Origin of the sequence: Priestia sp. RMT2NF4 (genome assembly GCF_047872835.1) — a bacterium.
Lineage (GTDB): Bacteria > Bacillota > Bacilli > Bacillales > Bacillaceae_H > Priestia > Priestia zanthoxyli.
Map to the genome: position 1 here is coordinate 79,865 of NZ_JBLQZO010000003.1, position 26,946 is coordinate 106,810.

Annotated in this window: 23 protein-coding genes and 1 other annotated feature; of the genes, 20 read left to right on the forward strand and 3 right to left on the reverse strand. The window is 37.5% G+C overall.

The window, feature by feature from the left end; all coding sequences use genetic code 11:
• Positions 1–6: 6 nt before the first annotated feature.
• From opp4A to ACMX9J_RS13965, 5 genes are all read left to right on the forward strand, one after another.
• Positions 7–1,746 carry an oligopeptide ABC transporter substrate-binding protein gene (opp4A, locus tag ACMX9J_RS13945; protein ID WP_034267675.1) on the forward strand — a complete coding sequence of 580 codons (1,740 nt, stop codon included), beginning with the start codon at positions 7–9 and terminating at the stop codon, positions 1,744–1,746.
• A 28-nt stretch (positions 1,747–1,774) separates the two neighbouring features.
• Positions 1,775–2,740, forward strand: coding sequence for an oligopeptide ABC transporter permease (gene opp4B / locus ACMX9J_RS13950; RefSeq protein ID WP_013055410.1), 966 nt, complete (start codon positions 1,775–1,777; stop codon positions 2,738–2,740).
• 11 nt (positions 2,741–2,751) lie between these two features.
• Positions 2,752–3,666 carry an oligopeptide ABC transporter permease gene (opp4C, locus tag ACMX9J_RS13955; protein WP_013081753.1) on the forward strand — a complete coding sequence of 305 codons (915 nt, stop codon included), beginning with the start codon at positions 2,752–2,754 and terminating at the stop codon, positions 3,664–3,666.
• A gap of 112 nt (positions 3,667–3,778) precedes the next feature.
• The gene (locus ACMX9J_RS13960; protein ID WP_155017005.1) at positions 3,779–3,937 is read left to right on the forward strand and encodes a hypothetical protein; all 159 of its coding nucleotides are present in this window, start codon (positions 3,779–3,781) and stop codon (positions 3,935–3,937) included.
• A 28-nt stretch (positions 3,938–3,965) separates the two neighbouring features.
• The gene (locus ACMX9J_RS13965) at positions 3,966–4,715 is read left to right on the forward strand and encodes a YjbA family protein (RefSeq protein WP_028412368.1); all 750 of its coding nucleotides are present in this window, start codon (positions 3,966–3,968) and stop codon (positions 4,713–4,715) included.
• 30 nt (positions 4,716–4,745) lie between these two features.
• Here ACMX9J_RS13965 and trpS read toward each other — a convergent pair whose 3' ends face one another.
• Positions 4,746–5,735 (reverse strand): tryptophan--tRNA ligase, encoded by a 990-nt coding sequence (gene trpS / locus ACMX9J_RS13970; protein WP_028412367.1) that lies wholly within the window; start codon positions 5,733–5,735, stop codon positions 4,746–4,748.
• 76 nt (positions 5,736–5,811) lie between these two features.
• Positions 5,812–6,016: a binding site (T-box leader), on the reverse strand.
• A gap of 665 nt (positions 6,017–6,681) precedes the next feature.
• On the opposite strand from trpS, the gene ACMX9J_RS13975 reads away from it, so the two are divergent.
• The 5 genes from ACMX9J_RS13975 to ACMX9J_RS13995 all read left to right on the forward strand — a co-directional run bounded on the left by ACMX9J_RS13975 (position 6,682) and on the right by ACMX9J_RS13995 (position 12,294).
• Positions 6,682–8,328 carry a peptide ABC transporter substrate-binding protein gene (locus tag ACMX9J_RS13975; RefSeq protein WP_014461587.1) on the forward strand — a complete coding sequence of 549 codons (1,647 nt, stop codon included), beginning with the start codon at positions 6,682–6,684 and terminating at the stop codon, positions 8,326–8,328.
• A 97-nt stretch (positions 8,329–8,425) separates the two neighbouring features.
• Complete coding sequence (locus ACMX9J_RS13980; RefSeq protein ID WP_013055415.1) at positions 8,426–9,361, forward strand: ABC transporter permease; 936 nt, start codon at positions 8,426–8,428, stop codon at positions 9,359–9,361.
• A gap of 2 nt (positions 9,362–9,363) precedes the next feature.
• Positions 9,364–10,290 carry an ABC transporter permease gene (locus ACMX9J_RS13985; RefSeq protein ID WP_014461585.1) on the forward strand — a complete coding sequence of 309 codons (927 nt, stop codon included), beginning with the start codon at positions 9,364–9,366 and terminating at the stop codon, positions 10,288–10,290.
• 14 nt (positions 10,291–10,304) lie between these two features.
• A complete protein-coding gene (locus ACMX9J_RS13990; protein ID WP_028407470.1) occupies positions 10,305–11,375 on the forward strand; it encodes an ABC transporter ATP-binding protein in 1,071 nt (356 codons plus the stop codon).
• A 1-nt stretch (position 11,376) separates the two neighbouring features.
• Complete coding sequence (locus ACMX9J_RS13995; RefSeq protein WP_367033021.1) at positions 11,377–12,294, forward strand: ABC transporter ATP-binding protein; 918 nt, start codon at positions 11,377–11,379, stop codon at positions 12,292–12,294.
• A 280-nt stretch (positions 12,295–12,574) separates the two neighbouring features.
• Here ACMX9J_RS13995 and ACMX9J_RS14000 read toward each other — a convergent pair whose 3' ends face one another.
• Entirely contained in the window at positions 12,575–13,150 is a 576-nt protein-coding gene (locus tag ACMX9J_RS14000; RefSeq protein WP_028412363.1) for a GNAT family N-acetyltransferase, read from the reverse strand.
• A gap of 435 nt (positions 13,151–13,585) precedes the next feature.
• Here ACMX9J_RS14000 and ACMX9J_RS14005 point away from each other — a divergent pair, with 435 nt between their 5' ends.
• The 6 genes from ACMX9J_RS14005 to madM all read left to right on the forward strand — a co-directional run bounded on the left by ACMX9J_RS14005 (position 13,586) and on the right by madM (position 20,119).
• The gene (locus ACMX9J_RS14005; protein WP_028412362.1) at positions 13,586–14,950 is read left to right on the forward strand and encodes an amino acid permease; all 1,365 of its coding nucleotides are present in this window, start codon (positions 13,586–13,588) and stop codon (positions 14,948–14,950) included.
• A gap of 483 nt (positions 14,951–15,433) precedes the next feature.
• On the forward strand, positions 15,434–16,837 hold the full coding sequence (locus ACMX9J_RS14010; RefSeq protein WP_416225863.1) for an amino acid permease: 1,404 nt from the start codon (positions 15,434–15,436) through the stop codon (positions 16,835–16,837).
• Between the two features lie 418 nt (positions 16,838–17,255).
• The gene (gene spxA / locus ACMX9J_RS14015; protein WP_013055422.1) at positions 17,256–17,654 is read left to right on the forward strand and encodes a transcriptional regulator SpxA; all 399 of its coding nucleotides are present in this window, start codon (positions 17,256–17,258) and stop codon (positions 17,652–17,654) included.
• A 201-nt stretch (positions 17,655–17,855) separates the two neighbouring features.
• Entirely contained in the window at positions 17,856–18,752 is an 897-nt protein-coding gene (locus ACMX9J_RS14020) for a LysR family transcriptional regulator (RefSeq protein WP_033578047.1), read from the forward strand.
• A 195-nt stretch (positions 18,753–18,947) separates the two neighbouring features.
• Positions 18,948–19,361 carry a malonate transporter subunit MadL gene (gene madL, locus ACMX9J_RS14025; protein ID WP_033578048.1) on the forward strand — a complete coding sequence of 138 codons (414 nt, stop codon included), beginning with the start codon at positions 18,948–18,950 and terminating at the stop codon, positions 19,359–19,361.
• Positions 19,358–20,119 carry a malonate transporter subunit MadM gene (madM, locus tag ACMX9J_RS14030; protein ID WP_033578049.1) on the forward strand — a complete coding sequence of 254 codons (762 nt, stop codon included), beginning with the start codon at positions 19,358–19,360 and terminating at the stop codon, positions 20,117–20,119. Before madL ends, madM begins: the two co-directional genes overlap by 4 nt.
• 96 nt (positions 20,120–20,215) lie before the next feature.
• Here the strand turns inward: madM and ACMX9J_RS14035 are convergent, their stop codons facing one another.
• Positions 20,216–20,881: a TerC family protein gene (locus ACMX9J_RS14035; protein ID WP_028412357.1), complete on the reverse strand. Its 666-nt coding sequence runs from the start codon at positions 20,879–20,881 to the stop codon at positions 20,216–20,218.
• A gap of 360 nt (positions 20,882–21,241) precedes the next feature.
• Here ACMX9J_RS14035 and mecA point away from each other — a divergent pair, with 360 nt between their 5' ends.
• The 4 genes from mecA to pepF all read left to right on the forward strand — a co-directional run bounded on the left by mecA (position 21,242) and on the right by pepF (position 26,936).
• The gene (gene mecA, locus ACMX9J_RS14040) at positions 21,242–21,922 is read left to right on the forward strand and encodes an adaptor protein MecA (protein WP_013055427.1); all 681 of its coding nucleotides are present in this window, start codon (positions 21,242–21,244) and stop codon (positions 21,920–21,922) included.
• 214 nt (positions 21,923–22,136) lie between these two features.
• Positions 22,137–23,654 (forward strand): cardiolipin synthase, encoded by a 1,518-nt coding sequence (gene cls, locus ACMX9J_RS14045; protein WP_025749882.1) that lies wholly within the window; start codon positions 22,137–22,139, stop codon positions 23,652–23,654.
• Positions 23,655–23,773: 119 nt separating this feature from the next.
• Complete coding sequence (locus tag ACMX9J_RS14050; RefSeq protein ID WP_328157103.1) at positions 23,774–24,955, forward strand: competence protein CoiA; 1,182 nt, start codon at positions 23,774–23,776, stop codon at positions 24,953–24,955.
• A 163-nt stretch (positions 24,956–25,118) separates the two neighbouring features.
• A complete protein-coding gene (gene pepF / locus ACMX9J_RS14055; RefSeq protein ID WP_034267646.1) occupies positions 25,119–26,936 on the forward strand; it encodes an oligoendopeptidase F in 1,818 nt (605 codons plus the stop codon).
• Positions 26,937–26,946 lie beyond the last annotated feature (10 nt).

Below are 26,946 nucleotides of genomic sequence, written 5' to 3' on the forward strand. Positions count from 1 at the left end.
AACGTCATGATGAAAAAGAAATCGTTTTTATCACTTGTTTCCATTTTGCTTGTGCTATCGCTTTTTCTAGCGGCATGCAGCGGTGGAAGCAGTTCTTCATCTTCTAGTAATAAAGAAGGCGGAGAAGCAAAAACTGAAGGTGCAAAAACAGACAAGCCAAAAGATGGCGGAACGATTACGTATGGGATTGACGGAGCGCCGGAAGGGCTTTTTGAGTACGCATTGTATGGTAGTGCATATGATAGCCAAATCTTAGAATTTATCAATGAAGGTCTTTTTACTTATGATAAGAAATTAAAAATTAAATCTGACTTAGCTACTTGGGACGTGAGTGGTGATAAACTAACTTACACGTTTAAATTAAAAAAGGGGATTAAGTGGCATAACGGAGATCCATTAACTGCAGATGATTTTAAATATACGTATGAAACGATTGCTGATAAAGACTATACAGGTCCACGCTATGTAAACGTTGAGCATATTAAAGGCGCTCAAGAATATCATGACGGCAAAGCGGATTCTATTTCCGGAGTTGAAGTGGTAGATCCGCAAACATTTAAAGTAACGTTTAAAGAAGTTCGTGTAAATAACTTAGACAATCTATGGCCGTATCCAATGCCGAAAAAGTACTATGAAGGAATTGCTGTAAAAGATCTTGCAGAGTCCAAACAAGTTCGTAAAGAGCCTATTGGTGTTGGACCATTTAAAGTGAAAAAAGTGGTAGCAAGTGAATATGTTCAGATGGAACGCAATGATGACTATTGGAAAGGTAAGCCTCATCTTGATGGCGTTGTTGTAAAAGTACTGGATCCATCTGTTTCCGCCGGAGCATTGAAAAAAGGCGATGTCGACATTATGGATGTTCGCCCAGCTGATTTAGGGCAAGTTGAAAAAGCAGAAAACTTAGACTTTTTGGAAGGGAAATCAACTAGTTATTCGTATATTGGTCTACGATTTGGACATCGTGATAAAAACGCTGGTAAAAACGTAGATGATTATGATAAGTTCAAAGATCTAAAACTTCGTCAAGCATTGCTTTACGCAATAGATAGAAAAGCAATGGTAAAAGCATTTATGAACGACAAAGCGGTTGTTTCTAACACAGTTATTCCGTCTGTATTCTGGATTGCTGCTGACCAAAAAGATTTAACAAAGTACAAGTATAGTCCAGAAAAAGCTAAAAAATTGTTAGCTGAAGCTGGTTATAAAGATAAGAATAATGACGGTTTTGTAGAAGATCCAAACGGAAAACCATTTACGATCTCATTTGGTCACTATGCTGGTCCAGCCAACTTCGAGGGTCGTGCGAAGGCTATTATGCAAGCATGGAATGATATTGGTATTAAAACAAAATTAGCAACGGGTTCACTTGTTGAATTTAACTTGTACAATGAAATGAAAGATAACGACGATAAGGCGTTAGAAGCGTTCTTCGGTTCTTGGGACACTGGTTCAGATCCAGATCCTACAGGATTATGGAGCTCTAATGCTGAATGGAACTATGGCCGTTGGGTAAATAAGGAATCTGATGAAATGCTTAAAGACGGTTTGAGTGAAAAATCATTTGATGATAAACACCGTAAAGATGTATATGTAAAATGGCAAAAATTCTTTAACGAGCAGCTGCCAGCACTTCCTTTATGGGAAAATATCAATATTTATGCTGTGAATAAGCGTGTGAAAAACGTAACTCTAGATCCATCAACGGTAGTTGTAGATCCGGAGAAATGGTCTGTAACGGAATAAGTATTTTACATGTAAAGGAGAGTCAACGATGCTGCAATACTCACTAAGACGTATTTTAGGGATGATTCCAATGTTGATTCTGATCTCCTTTGTTGTGTTTTCCCTGGCAAAAATGATGCCAGGGGACCCTTTTGGGGGAGAAATCAACCCCAGTAATACAGATCCAAAATACATTGAGGAAATGCGTGATAAGCTAGGATATAACGATCCTATCTACGTTCAATATTGGAACTGGGTAAAGGGAGTGGCACAAGGAGATTTAGGAAAGTCAACAACTCATAAGTTACCGACATTAGATATTATTTTAGAGCGTATGCCTAATACGATCTTTTTAGCTTTGACTTCGCTTTTGATTACGTATGTGTTTGCATTTATTTTAGGTATGTATGCAGGAAGAAAACCGTATACCTTAGCAGATAACTTTATTGCAGGATATAATTACTTTGCATTAGCGGTTCCATCGTTTATCGCAGGGATCGTAGGCATTTATTTATTTTCCTTTCAGTTAGGCTGGTTTCCGTTTAGCGGTTCTGTTGAAGTAGGATTAAAAGAGGGATCATGGGAATTTATTCAAAGTAGAATTCATCACGTTATATTACCTGCACTGATTCTTGGCTTGATGTCGACCGCGCAGTATACCCAATTTTTGCGCAATGATATTATTGAAAACAGTCGCAAAGATTTTGTGCGCACAGCTAGAGCAAAAGGAACAAAAGAATCTAAAATTTATAATGTTCATATCTTACGCAACTCAATGATTCCGCTTATTACGTTTTTAGGGTTTGATCTTGTAACAATCATTAGCGGTTCTATCATTACAGAGACAATCTTTACGTATCCAGGAATCGGAAAGTTGTTTGTTGACTCTGTAGCAACTCGTGACTACTCAGTTATGATGTCGCTTACAATGCTGTTTTCAATTTTAACACTAGTTGGGAATCTGGTTGCTGATTTGTTATACGGCGTAGCAGATCCGCGTATTCGTTTGGATTAGGAGGAGAAAGTATGGAAATTGTAACGAAAAAAGATGTACAGCCAGAAGTGAATATGAAAGCTCCTAAAAACCTTTCTCCATGGGCGATTGCGCGAAAGAAGTTTGTAAAAAATAAACTAGCCATGATAAGTTTGGCTTTCATGATTGTGATTACGCTTCTTGCCATTTTTGCACCGCTGCTTACAAAAGCAGATATTACACGTATCGACTATATGGCGATGAATGCAGCGCCTTCCAGTGAGCATTGGTTTGGAACGGATACAAATGGTCGAGACGTATTTGCACGTACATTGTATGGAGGAAGAACTTCGTTACTGATTGGAGTTGCTTGTACAACACTCGTTATTTTAATCGGAACTCTTATTGGTTCGATTGCGGGTTATTACGGAGGCAAAGTGGACCAATTCTTAATGCGTTTTACAGACTTTGTCTTAAACTTTCCGCTCATTGTTTTTGTTGTAGTGTTAAATACAATTCTAATTGGAAAAATCTCAGGCGTTTGGACGCTCATCCTAGTTGTTAGTTTCCTAAGCTGGGGAAGTACGGCCCGGCTGGTGCGAAGCAAAGTGTTGGCTGAAAAAGAAAATGAATATGTGCTTTCAGCTGTTTCCATTGGGTGCAGCCCGTTTAAAATCATCTTCAAACATTTGCTGCCAAATGTGTTTTCAACGATTGTGGTTCAAGCCAGTTTGCAGATGGCCATCCTTATCGTGTTTGAGTCAGCGATTAGCTTTATCGGTTTTGGCGTGCCGGCTGATACGCCGAGCTGGGGGAATATGCTGACAGAAGCAAGGGAATCAGATGTGCTGCAGAATAAGCCTTGGATGTGGGTTCCGCCAGGTTTAGCTATTACATTTACGATCCTGGCTATCAACTTCATTGGTGAAGGATTAAAAGATGCTTTAAATCCAAAATCTCTTCGTTAAAAATCTATCACAAAAGTGTGATAGATTTTTTTAGGTTTGTCAGACCTCCTGACAAACCTATTACTATAGAAGAAACTCGGATTTTTTCTGCTTATAGGGGTGGATATAGTTCATGAAGCCTGTAGCAATCATTAGCACTGGCGTTATGTCTGAGCTTCGAAATAAGTGCATTTGCATAATAACCAAAAACGAAGGTATTTTACAATTAATTTTTAGAAAAATAACATCATTTGGAATAAAAATTCCTTTCTCTGCCTATACTGATGGATAACAAACAGATAGTAAGTGAGGGGTAAATTATGCTATATCTTCATGATGTATGGGTTAATTGGTTTGAAGGCGAAGAAAACGGTTATAATGTGTGTCATTTCCATGAGTGGAGAAAAGACGATTGTGTAGAACTGCTCGATCAAGCACCGTTATTAAAAGTAAATCCGCTTTTATTTCATTACATTGAAAATGATCTTTCCGAGCTACCTCAACAACTACTACAAGATGTCTATCAGAAAGCATACATTCGGAAAAATCATGAGCGCACGCAGGTTGAATATTGTTTTATTGTTACAGATGGAACGAATATTTTAGCAATTGATACGATGGGCTATCATATCCCAATTCGAAAAAGCCGCTTAATTCCAAGACAAGAACAGTTAGTTTATGAGATGATTGCGGATCAAGAAGAGCTAGAATATAAGTTCAGTGAAGACGAGCTAACTAAAAAAGAGCATCATATTCTTTCGCCGTCTCCTGAAACGATGAGAGGGCTAACACGTAAAGAACGTCAGCTAAAACAGCTGTTATTTATGGCACTTGATCAGCTACATACAACAAAAAATACAGCTCAAATCCGCTACTGGTACACAGAGTGGAATCCAACGAAATACGAAGACATTCAAGAGATGCCGTTTCAAGACGTATGGAATCAGCTATACGATGAAACGAAGTCAGGGTGGTCACCGAAACATAAATTATTATGCGAGCGCTTAGTAAAAGGACAACCTTTCTTTGAAAAACTTTGGGAAATTGAACAAGAGCCAAAAGTGAATTAAAAAAACGACTGCATAGCAGTCGTTTTTTTTTTAACGTTTACGGCCAATTCCCATTGCGTTTCGCATTTTGCGAAGCATTTTATTAGCCGTTGCATTTGCTTTATCGGCACCTTGATCTAAAATATCATCTAACTCGCTAGAATCAACTAATTCATAATATCTTTCTTGAATTGGAGCAAGTGCTTCAGCTACTACTTTAGCTGTGTCAGCTTTAAAGTCACCATAACCTTTGCCTTCGTACATTGCTTCAATGTCTTCGATTGATTTATTTGCTAGGATTGAATAAATGCTTAATAAGTTTGAAATACCTGGCTTATTTTCTTTATCGTAGCGAACAATACCTTCTGAATCCGTTACGGCACTTTTGATTTTCTTTTCAATCGTTTTAGCGTCATCCAAGAGCGTAATAAAAGCTTTTTGGTTTGGATCGGACTTGCTCATTTTTTTCGTAGGATCTTGAAGAGACATGACGCGTGCGCCCACTTTTGGAATACGTACTTCAGGAATAGTGAAGATATCATTGTATTTTTTGTTAAAGCGCTCAGCTAAGTCACGCGTTAATTCTAAATGCTGCTTTTGATCTTCACCAACTGGAACCAAATCGGTGTTGTATAAAAGAATATCAGCTGCCATTAGTGGAGGATAAGTTAATAATCCTGCTGATACTGCTTCTTTTCCAGCGGACTTATCTTTAAACTGAGTCATACGCTCAAGTTCACCGATATACGCTACGCACTGTAACATCCATCCTGCTTCCGTGTGGGCGGGCACTTCTGATTGAATAAATAAAGTTGATTTTGCTGGATCAATTCCTACTGCTACATACAGAGCAGCAAGGCTGCGAATGTTTTTACGAAGTGCTAAACGGTCTTGAGGCGCTGTAATTGCATGCTGATCTACAATACAAAAATGACAGTTATAGTCATGTTGAAGTTCAACAAATTGCTTCATCGCTCCAATGTAGTTACCTAAAGTGATTGTACCGCTTGGTTGAATACCTGAAAAAATTGTTTTCATCAAATCTTCCTTTCATCTGCACATATATGATGCTAGTTTACGTATACAACATAAAAAGGCCCATCCGCTCCTAGCATAAGCTAGGGGCGAATGGACCGCGTTGCCACCCTAATTAGCACACATTATTGTGAACTATCTTTATTCATGTAACGTTGAGATCAACGTTCAAGCTTTGCACTTGAAAGCTCCAAAGTCCATTCTGCAGGTTTCAATGTTTGTTCTCACCAGCCACAAACTCTCTAAAAATGAAAATTCTGCATACTACTCTTTTTCACAGCTTTAATTATATAGTTATTCGTTATTATAACGCGAAAAAGCAGGAATTTAAACATCTTATCGCTAAAAAGTTTTATAAGACAATTTACTGGAATTTTTCTTCGGCAAAAAAAGACAAGAACCTTTTAATTAAAGCATTTCTTGATGAAAATTTGGTGGAGGATTTGGTAAAAATCTTTTATTTAGTATTTCTAATGCCTTTGTAATACTATTGTAATACCTATACTACAAAAAAGATTTTAGACGTCTGACAAGTAGGCACAATCCTTATAAGATAAGGTTTTTTCCCTCATGACAAAAAAATACCATTAAATAATAGTATTGCAATAAATTTTTAAAATATTTATAATAGGCGTAACAAACATATTTTTTACAAAGGTATTACAATTTCTTAATTTTCAGAAAAAACAAAATAGCCAATGTTTTGTTTCAATTAGCGAATTTTGTAATGAATGAGTCTTCTACATATTAAGCGCATACATTGGATTTACAGCATGTAAACAATTGATGACAGTTTCATAGGGTAGAAGAATAATTTTGCAGTGAGGTCTTTAGCACTCTACTACGTGAAAAAATAACTGATTATTTTGTATTGAAAGAGGATTAAGAAATTAGTGCATATCAAAAAAATATGGTTGCCACACAAACAAAATTTAATAGGGGGTAACACGCAATGAAGAAAAGGTTGTCAATTCTTTTCAGTTTGCTGCTTGTAATGAGCTTGTTTTTAGCTGCATGTGGATTTAACAAAGAATCTGGTGGCAGTGAAAATGCTAGCAGTGATGGCGGCGACAAGAAAAAAGAGCAAGAGCTTCGCGTAAACATTAAAACTGAGCCTTTCTCACTGAACCCAGGCTTAGCTAATGATTCAACGTCATCAAACGTATTATTACAAACATTTGAAGGTTTAACTCGTATTGGTAAAGATGGGAAACCTGAAAATGCCATGGCGAAAGATGTAAAGGTCAGCGATGATCAAACTAAATATACGTTTACGATTCGCGACGATGCAAAATGGTCAAATGGTGACCCTGTAACAGCAAAAGATTTCGAATATGCATGGAAATGGGCGTTAGATCCTAAAAACGAATCTCAATATGCATATCAATTATACTATGTTAAAAATGCACAGGCTGCTAATGAAGGAAAAGGTTCATTAGATGATGTTGCCGTTAAAGCAACAGATGATAAAACGCTTGAGGTAACATTAGAAAACCCAACGCCATATTTCTTAGAATTAACAGCTTTCTATACGTACTTCCCAGTGAATACGAAAATTGCTGAATCAAATGAAAAATGGTACACAAATGCAGGCGAAAACTATACGTCAAACGGTCCTTTCAAGCTTAAAACTTGGAAACATAACGACAAAATTGAGTTAGTTCCTAATGAAAACTATTGGGATAAAGATGCTGTAAAACTTAAAAAAGTTGAAATGTACATGATCAATGATAACAACACTGAACTTTCAATGTTCAAAAACGGTGAATTAGACTGGGCGGGTATGCCTACCGGTCAATTACCAGCTGATGCACTTCCTGAATTAAAGAAAGACGGTTCATTAAACATTCAAGAGATTGCAGGTACTTACTGGTACAAGTTTAATACAGAACAAAAACCTTTAGACAATGTGAACATTCGTAAAGCATTAGCTTATGCAATTGATCGTAAAGGTATTACAGAACAAATTACAAAAGACGGTTCAGTTCCAGCGATGGCGGCTGTACCACCAACAATGTTTGAAGATAACAAAAAAGGCTACTTCAAAGACAATGATGTGAAAAAAGCAAAAGAATATTTAGAAAAAGGCTTGAAAGAAATGGGCCTTAAAGATGCTTCAGAACTACCAGCAATTAAGGTTTCATACAACACGGATGAAAAACATGCAAAAATTGCACAAGCTGTTCAAGATATGTGGAAGAAAAACCTTGGTATTAAAGTACAGTTAGACAACTCTGAGTGGGCTGTTTACATTGAAAAGTTACACCAAGGAGATTATCAAGTTGGGCGTATGGGCTGGTTAGGAGACTTTAACGATCCAATCAACTTCCTAGAGTTATTCCGTGACAAAAAAGGCGGAAACAATGATACAAACTGGGAAAATCCAGAATATAAAAAGTTATTAATTGACTCTCAAAAAGAAACAGATCCTAAAAAACGTCAGGCAATGTTGAAAAAAGCAGAAGGTATCTTCATGGATGAAATGCCAGTGGCACCAATCTACTTCTACACAAATGCTTGGGTACAAGACAAGCAGCTGAAAGATGTTGTGATGTCTGGTCTTGGAGACATTCAGATTAAGTGGGCTCATTTTGAGTAAGTAACATCAATTATGACAAAGGGTATATGGGGCCTGGTGCTCCATATACTTTTCTTTCTTGTGCGCGAATTTTGTAAAAATATGGAGGTGTGTCAGGGTGTTCAAATATATAGGAAAACGACTTATTTATATGTTTCTATCATTATGGCTGATCGTAACAGCGACCTTTTTCTTAATGCGTGCTGTTCCAGGAGGTCCATTCACATCAGAAAAGCAGCTTCCCCCTGAAATTCAAAAAAATCTAAATCAGTATTACGGTTTAGATCAGCCTTGGTACCATCAGTACTTTGATTACTTAACATCAATTTTAAAGTGGGATTTTGGTCCATCTTTCAAATATAAAGGCCAAACGGTAAATGATTTGATTAACGGCGGATTCCCTGTTTCATTCATGCTAGGGATGGAAGCTATTTTAATAGCGATTGCTATTGGCGTAGTACTAGGTGTTATTGCTGCTTTAAAACATAATAAGTGGCAAGATTACACGGCGATGGTTATTGCAGTTCTAGGAATCTCAGTTCCAAGTTTTATCATGGCAGCGGTATTACAATACGTTCTGGCTATGAAACTACAAATTTTTCCGGTTGCACGCTGGGAATCTTGGGCACACACGGTGTTACCAGCTCTCGCGCTTGCTTCAACCCCTATGGCGTTTATCGCACGATTAACTCGGTCGAGTATGCTTGAAGTATTAAGCAATGATTATATTCGTACAGCGAAAGCAAAAGGTTTAAGCAGAGGCGTTATTACAGTTAAGCACGCCATGCGAAATGCGATGCTTCCAGTCGTATCCTATATGGGACCTTTAGTAGCAGGGATTTTAACGGGTAGCTTTGTTATTGAAAAAATATTTGGTATCCCGGGATTAGGTTCACACTTTGTACTCAGTATCTCAAACCGAGATTATACAACGATTATGGGCGTAACGGTGTTCTACAGTATTTTACTACTTTTTTGTATCTTGCTTGTAGATATTGCATACGGCTTCATTGACCCTCGAATTAAACTTACAGGTGCTAAGAAAGGAGAGTAACTATGCAGCAACTTCCGAAAATTCCTAAAGAAATGTTTGAAACAGCAGGGATTGACCACGCTCAGGCAGAAAAGATTGAAAAACCGAGTCTTTCATTCTGGCAAGATGTTTTTATTCGTTTTCGCAAAAATAAGCTTGCTATGTTTGGTGTAGTACTAATGGTTCTCCTTGTTTTTATGGCTATATTTGGTCCATTGATGGTGAAATATGATTATGCAACCAATGATTTGCTGAATGCTAATCAGGCTCCATCTTCTGAGCACTGGTTCGGTACAGATGAATTAGGGCGTGATGTTTTTGCTCGTACGTGGGAAGGCGCTCGTATTTCATTATTTATCGGGTTAGCAGCAGCTTTAATTGATTTATTCATCGGCGTAGTTTGGGGAAGCATCTCTGGATACCGCGGCGGCCGTACGGATGAAACAATGATGCGTGTTGCGGATATCTTATATGGTGTTCCTTACCTTTTACTGGTTATTATTTTAATGGTTATGCTTGGCCAAGGGTTAGGTACGATGATCTTGGCGATGACCATTACCGGCTGGATTAACATGGCTCGTATTGTACGTGGACAAGTATTGCAGTTGAAAAACCAAGAGTACGTAATGGCTTCACAAACATTAGGAGCAACAACAAAGCGTATTTTATTTAAACATCTTATTCCGAATGCAACAGGTCCAATTTTAGTAACAATGACACTAACGATTCCTTCAGCAATCTTTACAGAAGCATTTTTAAGCTACTTGGGACTAGGCGTTCCGGCACCGCTTGCAAGCTGGGGAACAATGGCTTCAGAAGGCTTACCTGCTTTGGAATACTATCCTTGGCGCTTATTTTTCCCAGGTTTGTTTATCTGTTTAACAATCTTAGCGTTCAACGTAATTGGTGATGGATTACGAGATGCGTTAGATCCAAAACTACGTAAGTAAGGAAGTGAACTCATATGTCACGTTTATTAGAAGTAAAAAATTTAGCTGTATCATTTAAAACATATGGCGGAGAAGTTCAAGCTGTTCGCGGCGTTAACTTCCACTTAAATAAAGGTGAAACGCTAGCAATTGTTGGTGAGTCAGGATCTGGTAAAAGTGTAACTTCACAAACAATCATGCGCCTTATCCCGATGCCTCCTGGCCGAATTAAAAGCGGTGAAATGCTGTTTGACGGCATTGATTTAGCAAAGAAAACGGATAAAGAAATGGAAGCTATTCGCGGTAAGGATATCGGTATGATTTTCCAAGATCCGATGACTTCTTTAAATCCAACAATGAAGGTTGGAGCTCAAATTGGTGAAGTCGTAATCAAGCATTCCAAAGTATCTAAAGCGGAAGCGAAAAAACGTGCAGTCGAGTTATTAACGCTTGTAGGCATTCCTTTTCCAGAACAGCGTGTGAATCAATATCCGCATGAATTCAGCGGAGGGATGAGACAGCGTGTTGTCATTGCGATGGCTCTTGCTTCTAATCCGAAATTACTGATTGCTGATGAACCAACAACGGCGCTTGATGTAACAATTCAAGCTCAAATTTTAGAGTTGATGAAAGATATTCAGAAAAAAACGGATACATCTATTATCTTTATCACCCATGATCTTGGTGTAGTAGCAAATGTAGCAGATCGAGTAGCCGTTATGTACGCTGGTCAAATTGTTGAAACGGGCACGGTGGATGAAGTGTTTTACGACCCAAAACATCCGTATACGTGGGGACTCCTAGCTTCTATGCCAAGCTTAGATAACGAGGCGGAAGAAGAGCTGGCTGCTATTCCTGGAACGCCGCCAGATTTAACGAATCCTCCAAAGGGAGATGCATTTGCAGCGCGAAATCCGTACGCAATGAAAATTGATTTTGAGCAAGAACCTCCAATGTTCAAAATATCGGATACGCACTATGCAAAAACATGGCTCTTACATCCGGATGCACCAAAAGTAGAGCCGCCTGCTTCAGTTCAGCGCCGCATGCGTAAAGTTGATAATGTATACAGTACACCTGTACTCGTAGCGAAGGATGGTGAATAACATGACAGATAAATTATTAGAGATTAAAGGCTTAAAACAACATTTTTTCACAAGTAAAGGAACAATTAAAGCGGTTGATGGTCTGACGTTTGACATCTTCCGCGGAGAGACGTTAGGTCTTGTAGGTGAATCTGGTTGCGGGAAGTCAACGACAGGCAGAACGATTATTCGTTTATATGACGCTACTAGCGGTGAGGTGCTATTTAATGGCGAAGATGTACATGGTCGCAAATCTCGCTCGGAGCTTAAAAAATTCAATCGTAAAATGCAAATGATTTTCCAAGATCCATATGCGTCACTTAACCCTCGTATGACCGTAGCAGATATCATAGCAGAAGGCATTGACATCCACGGTTTAGCTAAGACGAGAAAAGAGCGTATGGCAAAGGTTCACGAGCTTCTTGAAACAGTGGGGCTCAACAAAGAACATGCAAATCGCTATCCACATGAGTTTAGTGGCGGCCAGCGTCAGCGTATCGGTATCGCAAGAGCACTGGCAGTAGAACCTGATTTTATCATCGCAGATGAACCAATCTCAGCTTTGGATGTATCTATACAAGCTCAAGTTGTTAACTTAATGAAGAAGTTACAGCGTGAACGTGGACTAACCTATTTATTTATCGCCCATGATTTGTCAATGGTAAAATACATTAGTGACCGCATCGGCGTTATGTACAGAGGTAAGATTGTAGAGCTTGCACCAAGTGATGAACTTTATCGAAACCCTGTTCATCCATATACAAAAGCGTTGCTTTCAGCTATTCCGCTTCCCGATCCTGACAGTGAAAAAACGCGTCAGCGCAAAATTTATGATCCAAGTATCCATGATTATAACGGTGAAGAACCGGAGCTTAGAGAAGTATCTCCAGGTCACTACGTGTCTTGTTCTCAAGCAGAGTTTGCCGCATATACAACCTAACAAAAACGATCTCACAACGAGGTCGTTTTTTATTTAGTTATCAAAGAACGCTAAACTTTAAATTGGAAAAAACATGTAAGAACAAGTGACATTAGCGCTTTACAGGTATTATACAATACAGGATTAGAAAATACTATTAAAAATTTTCAGAATTTTATATTTAAGACAAAATATCTATGTTAAAACCTTATAACTAAAGGAATATAATTGATTAATAATGTTGTATGTTGAATAATAATTCAAAAATATAAAAGAAGGTAGACGTATGCCTACCTTCTTTTTATAAATCTGCTAAGATATCGCCGTCTTTACGATTTTTGTCAATTTTTAATACTTGATCTGCCGGCTGATAAGACGCACCATATATTTCTTTGTCTTTGTAAGTATGAATTAACTCGTACGTTTTTTTCATTTTATTTAAAATGCTTTCCTCTGTTTCAGAGGTAGGAGACCAGTATAGAATTTCCATCTGATTAACTTCATTTGTAGCTAATGAGCGGCGGTTATAGCCGATTGTTTGAGCATGCTTAAAGTCTGCACGTTTATAAAAATGCAGTCTTTTTGCTGAGTCTGAATCTTTATAGTCTATAGGCTCTACTTCTAGGATAATTGGTTTGTTATGTTGTTTTAACTCATCAATTAATTTACCGCCAAGCCCTTGACCTCTAGCGTCTTTTGAAACAAAGAGGTAATCAATAAAGATAAATTGGTCTGTTTCCACGTACATTAATACGTGATGAGGTCCTTCATTTTTATGATAAATATCGCTGCGTTCTTGTAAAAGCGTTTCGATATGCTTCTTTGATTTCATTTCTTCAATGGGAAAATATTGACTTAGTTTTTCATACCAATTCATAGCACCCTCCTACTGATCTTTTCATGATGATGTTCATAATAGTGTTTAAACAGTTATCTTATCTTTACCCTTTTTAGGGAAAAATAAGCATCTATAATTGAAAATAAGGAAAAACAATAGATTTATTATTCTTAATAGTTAGAAAATTATAGTGGAATAAGAACATATAATGTAAAAAATGGTTTTTATTATATTTTTATTGTAAGTTTATTTGTGAAAATCACAAAAAACTATCGCATTTTTTGTGATTTTTGATAAAATGAACAAAGTGAAGTTTTTTTAATATTGTATTTTATAGATGTGATAGCGGTATAAATGCAGGTGTGGAACTTGCAATATCAGATTTTTAGTACATACACTGCCTAGAATTGTTTGTTTGAAAAATAAGTTAATTAGCCGCTATTAAATGAAATGGACATGTTAGGAGAGAGAATTATGCAAGGGAACACGCAAGAAAAAGAATTAAGCCGTGGACTTGAGGAAAGACATATTAGCTTAATGTCTTTAGGCGCAGCTATCGGAGTTGGACTGTTTTTAGGTTCTGCATCCGCTATTCGGTTAGCAGGTCCTGGTATTCTTATCATGTATGGAATCAGTGGTCTTATTATGTTTTTTATTATGAGAGCGTTAGGTGAAATGGCAGTACAAAATCCAGTAGCCGGTTCTTTTAGTAAGTATGCTAACGATTATTTGGGACCACTCGCTGGTTATTTAACAGGCTGGAACTACTGGTTTATGTGGATTATTACATGTATGGCTGAAATTACAGCCGTTGGAGTATATATGGATTTTTGGTTCCCGGGTGTGCCCCAGTGGATATGGGCACTTGCAGCGCTCGTTATCATGACAGGCGTTAACTTTTTAGCTGTAAAAGCATATGGTGAACTAGAGTTTTGGTTTTCTCTTATTAAAGTAGTAACGATTATCCTTATGATTGTGCTTGGTCTAGGCATGATTATCTTTGGAATTGGAAATGGCGGCATTGCAACAGGAATCAGTAATTTATGGAATCACGGTGGCTTTTTCCCGAATGGTATGAAAGGTGTTCTTCTATCACTTCAAATGGTTATGTTTGCTTACCTCGGTATTGAAATGATTGGGGTAACAGCAGGAGAGGTGAAAAATCCGGAAAAGACGTTAACAAAAGCAATTGATAATGTACTGTGGAGAATTTTGATTTTTTACATCGGAGCTTTGTTTGTTATTATGTCTATTTATCCTTGGCCAGAGATCGGAACACAAGGAAGCCCATTTGTTTTAACATTTGATAAAGCTGGAATTCCCGCTGCAGCAGGGATTATAAACTTTGTAGTGTTAACAGCGGCTTTATCTTCTTGTAACAGTGGGATTTTTAGTACAGGCCGTATGTTATTTAATTTAGCTCAGCACGGGGAAGCACCAAAACGCTATGCCAATTTAACAAAAGGCGGCGTGCCTGGTGCAGCAGTTATTGCTTCAGCTGTTGTACTGCTACTCGGAGTTGGCTTAAACTATGTTGTTCCTGATAAGGTGTTCACGTGGGTGACAAGTATCGCTACTATTGGAGCGATTTGGACATGGGGAATTATTTTACTTTCTCAAATTCGCTTCCGCAGAGGATTAAGTGATCAGCAGGTAAGTGATTTAAAATATAAGCTTCCGTTCTTCCCGTATACGTCGTATCTCGCTCTTGCTTTCTTAGCGGGGGTAGTAGTGGTGATGGGTTTCTCCTCTGATACAAGAATAGCCCTTATTGTAGGTCCGATATGGTTTATTTTGTTGGTTATTATTTACTATTCAAAAGGTTTTCATAAAAGATAAAAAATAAGGCTGAGACAAACCTATTTTTGTTGAAGGGAAATCCGAACGCGTTGAATTCTTGATTAAGAATCTAACGCGTTCGGATTTTTTTGTTTGTAGGGTGAACGTAGGTTTACTGTATGTAGGGGCTTCTAGCTGTTGATTGGAGGACAAGGCGAAGACTTCTGCGGGAAAAGCGAGACAGGCTCACCGCCCGCAGAAAGCGAAGTCTTGCATGGAAATGAACAGCGGTGTCACAAGCGCAATCCACACGAGCTCATATATCCCGTCTGTTCATCTATAGATGAATGGAGTTATGTCTCAGCCGCATTTTTTTCCAAAAGAAAATGAAGGATTTATTATTTCACTTTTTGCTTTAGTGTGCTAATATATTATATTGTTAAACAAATGAAGAAATAAATAATTTCTATGTTTTAATAGATTAGCATCGAGCTTTCTATGTCAAAAGTTTAAGCTTTTAGAAAGCAAAAGGAGACACAGCAAATGAAAGACAAAAAATGGGGACTTTGGTTTTTAACAGCCTTTGTAGTTGGTAATATGGTAGGCGGCGGAGTATTTATGCTTCCTTCTAATTTAGCAAACGTATCAAGTCCAATTGGTTCAACACTTGCTTGGATTGCAACAGGTCTTGGCGTGTTCATGATTGCTCTTGTGTTCGGGAACTTAGTTATGAGAAAGCCTGAATTAAAAGGAGGGCCTCAAAGTTATGCAGCGAACCTTTTTTCATCGCCTAAAGCAGGTAAAGTAGCTGGGTATAGCATGGCTTGGGGTTATTGGGCAGCAAACTGGGCTGCAACAGCATCTGTCATCATATCGTTTGCGGGATATTTAACAACGTTCTTTCCAGTAATGGAGAGTAAGGATATTTTATTTTCAGTCGGAGATTTTCAATTAGAAGCTGGGAAATTTATTACGTTTTTAGTATGTTCTGTTGTATTATGGGGAATTCAAGCTATTTTGCAGCGAGATATCAATAGCGCCGGTAATATTAACTTTATCACAACGGCAGCTAAAATTATTGGATTCGGTTTATTTATTGTTGTGGCGCTATCGCTATTTAGCGCATCCAACCTCGTCAGTACAGAATTTGTTAATTCAAAGGGTATAAATGTAGGATTAGGAAGTCAGGTCAATGGAGCAGCCATTGCTACGCTGTGGGCATTTATCGGAATTGAATCAGCTGTACTGTTATCTAATCGTGCAAAATCACAAAAAGTAGTAAAGAAAGCAACGCTGCTTGGATTATTAATCTCAATGGTTATCTATGTGGGGATTACGCTTCTAGCTATGGGGATTCTTTCGACAGCTCAGCTTCAGCAGTCTCAAAAGCCTTTGGTAGATACGTTAGAAATGGTTATTGGACATAAAGGTGCTTACGTAATGGCCATTTTAGCACTTATATCTTTATTAGGTTCTACTGTTGGATGGATTGTTGTTAGTGCAGAAGTTCCTTATCAAGCAGCAAAGTCAGGGTTGTTTCCACAGTGGTTTGCTAAAACGAATCAGAACAATAGTCCAGCCCGCTCACTAACATTAACAAATGGCTTAACACAGTTGTTTTTGTTTGCGACTATTTCAGGCACAGTTTCGCAAGCCTATAATTTCGCTATCGTTGTAGCTACTCTTGCCTATTTAGTTCCTTATTTCGTGACGACAGTTTATCAATTAAAGCTTATTGTGAAGGGTGAGACGTACGACACGATTAAAGGATCGCGAGTAAAAGACGGAATTATTGCTTCGTTAGCACTTATTTATTCGCTATGGGTGATTAAGACAGGGACAGCTGATTTAAAAACATTTTTCCTAGGTATTGGATTATTTGTAATCGGGCTTTTACTGTATCCTATCTTAATGAGACGAGGAAAAAGCACATCAGCTATTAAATAAATAAGAGATTATCTCAAAAGCTTTGCAGAAAAGTCATTTCTTCTGCAAGGCTTTTTTAGTGACTGAAAAGTTCGAGGAATTTGTGAAAGAAAAAAATAATAAAAAAATGAAACTAATCTACAGGTTTATTCGTAATAGTAGTGTGGTAAATAAATAATGAAGAAAATCGGTAATGAAAATAATGACAGTGAAGGAACGAACTAATGTACTAGTTCACTTTAAAAAGTATATCATTCCGATGAAGTTTATAGTATAATGCAAATAGATATTATTTTTTAAAAGTAATTATAAAGTAGTATCGATTTTCATTATCAGTCATTAAATATTTACACTCGTTGAAGTTTGTATAAAACAACATGATTTACAGTTCATGTTTTGAATGTTATGACCGATTATGATAGAAGGAGTGAAGGAGTAAATGGTTACATTATATACATCACCAAGTTGTACATCTTGTCGTAAAGCGAAAGCTTGGTTAGAGGAAAATGATATTGGATATACAGAGCGTAATATCTTTTCAGAGCCGTTATCAATCGATGAGATTAAAGAAATTTTACGTATGACAGAAGATGGAACAGATGAAATCATTTCAACACGTTCGAAAACTTTCCAAAAACTAGACGTTCAGGTAGACGCTATGCCTTTACAAGATTTGTATGAATTAATTCAGCAAAATCCTGGCTTATTGCGCCGTCCGATTATCATTGATGAAAAACGTCTACAAGTTGGTTATAATGAAGACGAGATCCGTCGTTTCTTACCACGTAAAGTGCGTACTTTCCAACTTCGCGAAGCTCAAAGACTTGTGAATGGTTAATTTTTATATTTGTCTGTTTAAGATTTAAATACGAAACCAACCAAGTAACGTTTGCTTGAAGTTGGTATATAAAAAATAAGCAGCAGGGAGCCAAATGGCCTCTGCTGCTTATTTTTTGTCGAAATAGCAGGGAAAATGAAGTATATATGTAATTAATAAAGAAAGAGAGTAATTAAACATATAAAAGTGGTGGTGAACGGATTGGAGCTTTTACAGCTAAAATATTTCCAAGTAGTTGCTAGACTAGAACATATCAGCAAAGCGGCTGAAGAGCTATACGTATCTCAGCCTGCGCTCAGCAAAACGATTTCACAGTTGGAAAAAGAGCTAGGCATTCGTTTGTTTGATCGAAACGGTAAATACATTAAATTAAATCGCTACGGTAAAGCGTTCTGTTCCAAAGTAGAACGTGCTTTAAAAACATTAGAAGACGCAAAGCATGAGCTAAAGGATATGTCGAACGATCCATGTGAAGAAATTCGTCTTGTTGTGTTAGCTAGTTCACATTTACTTCCAGAGCTATTAAGCAGGTTTCGTGAGCAATATCCTCAGGTGCGTTTTCGGCTAATGCAGCATTTGACTAATAGCTATTCACAGCCTGATTTTGATTTATGTATTTCAGCTTTTCCATTAACAACCCGTCAGATTGAACATACTCCTTTACTTCGTGAATCGATTTTGCTTGCAGTCCCTCTTGATCATCATTTAGCCAAGCAATCACGTGTAAAGTTAAATGAACTTAAAAATGAGAAATTCATTGTGCTAAAGAAAGGGAAAGAGCTAAGAAAAATAACGGATGCGATTTGTAAGGAACAGAATTTTGTACCTCAAATTACGTTTGAAAGCGATGATCCAGCAACAGTGAGAGGCTTGATTAGAGCAAAGCAAGGAATAGGTTTTATTCCTGAAGTGACGTGGGGAGGTTCTACAGGAAAGGATGTAAAACTGCTAAAAATTGAAGAAGAAACATTTGAACGTACAATCTTTTTAACTTGGAACAATGGAGGCTACGTGACGGATTTACAACAAATCTTCAGGCAGTTTGTGATTGATTATTTTAAACATTTACCCTCGGATATGCCTCATGAATACATATAAGAATCATGACTAAATGTCATGGTTTTTATTTCTTTTTCGAATAAATCTAAAATGAACAGTAGAGAAAAACTGCATTATGTCATTTTTGATATAAGTATATAACTAAAAATGCATAGGTTATTCAACTTTTTTCCTTTACACTATTTTTAAACCATAAAGTAAACGCTTTCAATAATGGGTTGGGGAGGAAGTAATATGATAATCTTCGGTGTAGCGCTGCTGTCTATTTGCATGTTAATAGGAGTAATTGTAGGGGACGCATTAGGAGGGCTGATGGGAGTAGAAGCCAACGTTGGGGGAGTAGGGGTATCCATGCTTCTTCTTGTACTAGCGGTGGATTATTTAAAGAAGAAAAATAAGCTCCAAGTAAAATCCGAAGAAGGCATTGCTTTTTGGGGAGGAATTTATATTCCTATCGTGGTAGCGATGTCTGCACAGCAAAATGTTGTAGCTGCTCTTGATGGAGGAGGCATGGCGATTCTTGCAGGGGTGGTAGTAGTCGTAGTAGGCTTTTTATCCATACCATTTATCAGCAGAATAGGAGAGAAAGCGAAGGTGAATGAACAAGAAATAGAGCTTTCTATTTTACCTAAGGAGCAGATAAAATGATGAATATGATTAAAGAAGGATTAGAAAATAACGGACTGATTACGGCATTTGCTATTATTGGGATTGTCATGTATATTGCTTATTTTTTATCAGATAAATTAACAAAAGGAAGAGTTCACGGATCTGCTATTGCTATTATGTTTGGGTTAATCCTTGCTTATATCGGTGGAGTGAATACAGGAGGAGAAAAAGGGATTTCTGATATACAGTTATTTTCAGGAATTGGTTTAATGGGCGGGGGGATGCTGCGAGATTTTGCCATTATTGCTACTGCGTTCGGTGCCAATTTTAGCGAAGTCAAAAAAACGGGAATCAGCGGGATTACGGCTTTGTTTTTTGGGGTTTTCTATTCCTTTGTACTAGGTGTAATTATTGCTCTTTGTTTTGGGTATAGAGATCCCGTTGCTTTGACTACAATCGGAGGAGGAGCTGTGACCTATATTGTGGGACCGGTTTCTGGAACTGCGATTGGAGCCTCTTCTGATATTATCGCGTTAAGTATAGCTGTAGGATTAATTAAATCCATTTCAGTTATGATTTTGACACCGATATTTGCTAAGAAAATCAAATTAAACAACCCTCGTACAGCAATGATCTATGGAGGAGTTATGGGGACGACGAGCGGTGTAGCAGCTGGTTTAGCGGCGACAGATGTAAAACTTGTACCTTACGGAGCCATGACAGCTACATTTTATACAGGTCTTGGTTGCTTACTCGTACCATCTATTCTTTTTTTACTCACAGAGATTATTTTTTAAGTGTACAAAGTGTTTTATGAATAAAAGACTGCTGTGCTCATTAAACTAAAGAAAAGGCCATACTAAATAAAAATGTTTAGTATGGCCTTTTCTTTATCATTTAGTTGAACGAAAGCTATTAACAGCCATGCCGCTTATCAGCACAACAGCAATTGTTATAAACGGAATAAATGTTCCTAGAGATGTATGGTCTGCAAAGAATGAATGTAAGTTCTTTTCATGTCCAATCATATTTCCAGCAGTATAAGCTAAAATAGCTGCTCCGCCGTAAACAAGCAGGGGAAACCGTTCCATCAAATACAAAATGAGCTTGCTTCCCCAAACAATAATAGGGACGGATACGAGTAGTCCCGTGACAACTAAGATAATATTTCCATGAGCTGCGCCTGCCACAGCTATTACATTATCTAGTCCCATTACAATATCAGCAAATACAATCGTTCTCACAGCGGCGCCTAACGTCACACCTGCACGAATTGAAGATGCATCGTCACCTTCTGATACAAGAAGCTTAAAGGCAATGATCACTAATAAAAAACCGCCGATGAGCTGCAAGTAAGGAATAGTTAGTAAATAAACAGCTAAAATAGTAAGTACAATGCGAACGATCACAGCTAAGCCAGTCCCTAAAAAAATAGCTTTATTTCGTTGATGTTCAGGTAAATTGCGGCTTGCTAAGGCAATAACAATAGCGTTGTCTCCACCTAATACAATATCGATACCGATAATAAGAAGAATGGAGGTTATTAATTCTAAATCCAATAGTCTTCCCTCCCAATATGTAAGGATAAGTAGCTCATATTGCTTTATCTGTGTTCATTTTTAACAAAAAGCGTTCATAGGGTAAAGAGATTATGTATATAACAAAGTAAGGTGTAAGGTGGCTATGAGTTGTCAGAGTATTTTTTATTTCCTTTCTTTCGCATTTTGTCATAAAATAGATATACAAGGTTCACTCAAATAGTGTATGCTTGTATATCCCAAGTTAGAATGCTTTACAAAGTGAGAAAGTACATGTAATATTGCTTTAACACGGGGGTAAAATAGTCCCTTCATCGTTTAGGGGTAATGTTCGAAATGGCCGGATTACCTTCACTGATTTTTCCGAAGGGAGAGATGATAATGGAAATCGAACGCATTAATGAAAACACAGTAAAATTCTTTGTCACTTACGTAGATATTGAAGAACGTGGATTTGATCGCAATGAAATTTGGTTTAGCCGTGAGCGCAGTGAAGAGCTATTCTGGGAGATGATGGACGAAATTCATCAAGAAGAAGAGTTTGTAGCAGAAGGTCCTCTTTGGATTCAAGTACATGCGCTTGAGAAGGGGCTAGAGGTTATCGTAACAAGAGCACAAGTTTCAAAAGACGGTCAAAAGTTCGAAGTACCTGTTGGTGAAAATGATAAAATCGATATCCCTGTAGATGGAAAAATTGAAGCGTTGCTTGATCATCAAGCGAATCAAAATAAAAAAGCTGATTTTGAAGAAGAAATTATAGAAGACGAAGGGCTACAGTTCGTCGCACGCTTTCAAGACTTAGAACATTTAATTTCCTTAAGTCACCATTTAGAGTTAGATGATATCATCAACAGCATGTACGTGTTTGAAGGGAAATATTATTTATACGTTGAGTTTACAGATGATGAAGACTTTGTAGCTGAAATTGATAACATTTTAAGTATCATTTTAGAATATGCAAATGAATCAAATGTAACAGTTCATCGTTTAATGGAATATGGAAAAGAATTAATCAGTGAAAATGCACTTGAACAAGTAAAACAGTATTTTCCTTTACGATAATAGCAGCCGATTTCATGTATATGAAATCGGTCTTTGTTTTGTCCTCTTTTTTGGAAAAGCTCTCCGCTCATATCGAACAGTATAGGTAGAAAAAGCAGGCGGCTGGTTCCTACACGGGAAAGTGTAGTGTTAAAATACCAAGTTTGAGGATAATAACAGTATAGAGACCTGTTATGAATGATGAAAGATTGGTTTTAGGATAGGTGAAAACAAGTTGAAAAATAGATTACAGCTTTTAATTTTTGTTGTTGGTATTATTGCCTTGCTTTATTTTACAAAAGGGTATTGGGACGGTAAATTTATTGGCGTGCTAAGTATCTTAATTACGATTAGTGTTGTTTTCATCGGTCTTGTTATTTCATTAGAAAACCGTCATCCAACCCAAACGCTAACGTGGCTCGTAGTATTAGGCGGTTTTCCAGTAATAGGGTTCTTTTTTTATTTGTTATTTGGACGCAATACGCGAAAACGGCGTTTATTTGCTAAAAAAGCAAAGCTGGATGAACAGGTGCTTTTAAAGATGGAAAGAGATTCTGGTATATTAGAAAATCACTTTGAACAGTTGGGCACCAGTAGGAAGCAAATGCTGAAGCTAGCCGTCAGGCTTGGCAAGAGTCCCATTTCTTTTTCTTCAGATACGCGCGCATTGACGAATGGAAAAGAGACGTTTCACGAAATTATGGAATCTTTAAAGCATGCAAGGCATCATATCCATTTAGAGTATTACATCGTACGACATGATCACTTAGGAGAACAAATTAAAGATATTTTAATTCAGAAAGTACAAGAAGGAGTTTATGTACGTTTCTTGTATGATGCCGTGGGCAGTTTTCAGCTTTCACCGCATTATATTCATGAGTTAAGAAACGCGGGCGTAGAAATGATTCCGTTTTTGCCGGTGAGACTTCCATTTCTCAATAATAAAATCAACTTCCGTAATCATCGTAAAATTGTAGTCATTGATGGAACAATTGGATTTGTAGGAGGTTTGAACATTGGTGATGAATATCTCGGAAAAAGTCGGCATTTTGGCTTTTGGAGAGATACTCATTTGATGGTGAAGGGTGAGGCAGTCCGTTCATTACAGCTTATTTTCTTGCAAGACTGGTATTATATGACAGGACAGACGATGCTTACTCAAACGTATCTATCGCCGGATTTAATTGACATTGATATGGAAAAGTGCGGCGGTGTTCAAATGATTGCCGGCGGACCAGACCGTGAGTGGGAAATTATTAAACACTTATTTTTTTCGATGATTACGTCTGCGAAAGAGTCCATTTGGATTGCTTCTCCTTACTTCATACCTGATGAAGATATTTTTACTTCTCTCAAAGTAGCTGCTTTAAGCGGTATAGATGTAAGGCTTCTTGTACCTCAGAAGCCCGATAAAAAAATTGTTTTTCATGCATCACGCTCTTATTTTCCTGAGCTGCTAGAAGCAGGTGTGAAAATTTACGAGTATAAAAAAGGATTTATGCACAGCAAGATTGTGATTGTTGATAGGGAAATTGCCTCTATTGGAACAGCTAACATGGATATGAGAAGCTTTCATCTGAATTTTGAAGTAAATGCTTTTTTATATCGCACAGCTAGTACCCAAAAGCTCGTATATGAATATATGCAAGATTTAGAAGAAACGAGTGAGCTTCACTTTAAAGACTTTGAAAAGCGGCCATTTATACAGCGGCTGTTTGAATCAACAGCTCGTTTGCTTTCACCGCTATTATAATCGCTGTAAACCACATTGCGTATGCTGCAATGTGGTTTTTTTCTGAAAGAAAAGGGTTTAGTAGAAAGGTGTCGAATACAAGGATATAGCTCGCTACTATAGGAAGGAGAAATGTACGATTGTTAGTTGCCCGAACAGAAGAAGGCCTCATTTCACTAGCTCAGCGCTTTTCGCTTGAACAGCTTAAGCTGTGGAAAAAAGAAAAGCAGTTCTACTGTCCCTCTTGTCAATCCCCTGTACAGTTAAAGATAGGTACAAAAAAAATCCCTCATTTTGCTCACCTGAAAAAAACGTGCGTCGCTCAGCATGAAGGTGAAACAGATTATCATCTTGACGGAAAGCGAAAGCTGTTTCACTGGTTTAGTTCTCATCTTGAAGTCGAGTTAGAAAGTTACCTTCCTGACATTATGCAGCGTCCAGATCTTCTTATAGATACCCCTTCGCAAAAATATGCAATCGAATTTCAATGTGCGTCCTTATCTTCCTCAGTGCTAACCAAACGTTCTATTCATTATGAGAAAGGAAATTATATGCCTCTTTGGATTATGGGAGCAAAAAGAATGAAACGCTTATCCACTTATATGTATCAACTTTCTTTTCAAGAGTGGCAGTTTCTCACTCTTTCCGATTATACGCCCACACTTCTTTATTTTTCACCTTCTACTAATCAGCTGTTGAAACTTGAACATCTTATGCCTTTTTCATCTCAAATTTGTTATGCACAGCTTGTCGTGCTCTCTCCTCACGAGCATACCTTTCATGATCTTTTTTCTACACATACACAGCCTCAATTTTTCTCTTCATGGGTAAAGAAAAAGAAGGCATGGAGAACGCATTATATCCTCTATCCTAATCAGAAGCTTCAGCCTTTTTTACACGCTCTTTATGAAAACAATATTCCTCCTTCTCATATTCCAGCAGAAGCGGGCATGCCGCTGCCTTCTTTATACATGATTGAAACGTCTGCTACCATATGGCAAACGTGGCTGCTTCTTGATTTAATGCAGCAGAAGCAGGTAGGGGATTTAGTTACAGAAAAAGAGTTATGCAGGCTATGGCTCTACAGAATTCATCAGAGGCATATTGTGTTTCGGTCTTTGCCGATGGCCCCTGTTGTTGTAGCACAGCCCTTGTTTGAGTATATAGAGGTATTATGCCGGTTAGGAATACTAACGTCTATAACTTCTGGGTTATACAAAATCAGAAGGCCTTATACGATTCCAAAGCAAACATCCGATGCTTTTTTAGAAGATGGACAGATGATGAAAAAGTGGTTAAATCAAGCAAAAGAAGTGACATAACCACTGAAAATCAGTACGCTTAAGAAAGAATCCTTTTTTCAAAAGCGTACTGACTTTTGATTAATTCTTTTAAAACAACATACAATAACGAAAGAAATAAAAAGGATTCGCCTTAGAAAAAGCGAACAGTTATAGACAGGTAGAAAAAGATGGAGGGATGACCATGAGTGAACAATCAAAAGTAAAAAAGTTACCAAGTAGAAGCGAGATAAAAGTAGAAGATACGTGGAAACTAGAAGATATTTTTGCTTCAGATGACGCATGGGAAAAAGAATTTGAAGAAGTAAAAGCTCTTATTCCAAAAATGGAAAAATTCAAAGGGAAACTTGGAGAGTCCGCTCAAACTTTATACGACGCTCTTCAAGAGCAAGACGAGCTCACAATGCGCGTTAGTAAACTTTATACATATGCTCATATGCGCTACGATCAAGATACCACTAATTCTTTTTATCAAGGGTTAAATGATCGCATCAAAACACTTTATACTCAAATTGCAAGTGCACTATCTTATGTAACACCAGAAATTTTGTCTATTGAAGAATCAAAAATTAAACAATACATGGCGGAACATAAAGAGCTAAAGTTATATGCTCATGCATTAGATGAAATTACTCGCGAGCGTCCACACATTTTATCAGAAAGCGAAGAAGCGCTTCTCGCTCAGGCTTCTGAAGTATTAGGATCTTCAAGCAACACGTTTGGAATGTTAAACAACGCGGATTTAGAATTTCCTTCTATTAAAGACGAAAATGGAGAAGAAGTAGAAATTACGCACGGACGCTATATTCGTTTTTTAGAAAGCAGCGATCGCCGCGTACGAGAAGAAGCGTTTAAAGCGGTGTACGAAACGTACGGTAAATTTAAAAATACGTTTGCAAGTACATTAAGCGGCACGGTGAAGAAAGATAATTTTAGCGCCCGCGTTCGTCACTATAATTCAGCTCGTCACTCAGCTCTTAGCACAAATAATATCCCAGAAGAAGTATACGATAACTTAGTTAAAACAGTGAACGATAATTTGCATTTATTGCATCGATATATTGATTTACGTAAGAAAGTATTGGGAATTGAAGAGCTTCATATGTATGATCTCTATACGCCTTTAGTAAAAGACGTAAAAATGGAAGTAACGTATGAAGAAGCAAAAGATTATATTTTAAAAGGTCTGAAACCACTAGGTGAAGACTACCTTAATGTGTTAAAAGAAGGATTTGAAAATCGTTGGGTAGATGTTCATGAGAACAAAGGCAAGCGAAGCGGTGCTTATTCTTCAGGAACGTACGGCACCAATCCTTATATCTTAATGAACTGGCAGGATAATGTAAATAACTTGTTTACACTAGCCCATGAATTTGGCCATTCTGTACACAGTTATTACACAAGAAAAACGCAGCCATATCCTTATGGAGATTATTCAATCTTTGTGGCAGAAGTAGCTTCCACGTGTAATGAAGCGCTTCTAAACGATTATTTACTAAAAACGATTGATGATGAAAAGCAGCGTTTGTACTTGCTTAACCATTATTTAGAAGGGTTCCGCGGTACGGTATTCCGTCAAACGATGTTTGCTGAATTTGAGCACGATGTGCACGTGCGTGCTCAAAACGGAGAGCCGCTTACACCTGAATTATTAACAAAATTATATTATGACTTAAATAAAAAATATTTTGGAGACAACTTAGTAATTGACGAAGAGATTGGGTTAGAATGGGCTCGTATTCCGCATTTCTACTACAATTACTACGTTTATCAATATGCTACAGGATTCAGTGCAGCAGCGGCATTAAGCAAGCAAATCCTTGAAGAAGGAGATGCAGCTGTTGAGCGCTATGTAGGTTTCTTAAAGTCAGGAAGCTCTGATTATCCAATTGAAGTGTTGAAAAAAGCAGGAGTGGACATGACAACATCTCAGCCTATCGAAGAAGCGCTAGCCGTATTTGAAGAGAAGTTAACGGAAATGGAACGTTTATTAAATCAATAAAATTAAAATG